This window comes from Plebeiibacterium sediminum (assembly GCF_026013605.1).
In the GTDB taxonomy this organism is placed as follows: domain Bacteria; phylum Bacteroidota; class Bacteroidia; order Bacteroidales; family Marinilabiliaceae; genus Saccharicrinis; species Saccharicrinis sediminus.
This window is the reverse complement of record NZ_JAPDPJ010000402.1, coordinates 1-325: the sequence shown is the minus strand read 5'-3', so window position 1 is coordinate 325 and position 325 is coordinate 1. Positions and strand designations below refer to the sequence as shown.

The window sequence follows — 325 nt, the reverse complement described above, 5'->3', positions numbered from 1 at the left end:
TCTTTTTTATGCTTAGATTGTTTGATGTGTATTTGTTTGCGGTCAAAATCCAGATCTTCAATTTTTAAGTTGAGCACTTCCGAAATACGAAGACCACAATCATAAGTAATGGCAAATAGAATTCTGTGTTTTAAGAGTTTAGGTGTTTTTAGCAGTGTTTTAACTTCTTGTTGCGATAGCACCGCAGGTAAGGCTTTACTACTTTTAATAGGAGGGAGTGCCAGCAATAATTCTTCATTTTTAAACATAGAAAACATGGCTCTTAAACCATATACCAGATGTTTGAAAGAGCTGCGACTGGGTTTTTCGTTGATTTGAATTTCAA

The 325-nt window shown here is 34.5% G+C and carries 1 protein-coding gene; it reads right to left on the bottom strand.

What is annotated here, in order from left to right; genetic code table 11:
• Nucleotides 1-325 (bottom strand): tyrosine-type recombinase/integrase (locus OM075_RS25960; RefSeq protein WP_301193433.1); only part of this gene is annotated, 325 nt, incomplete at both ends.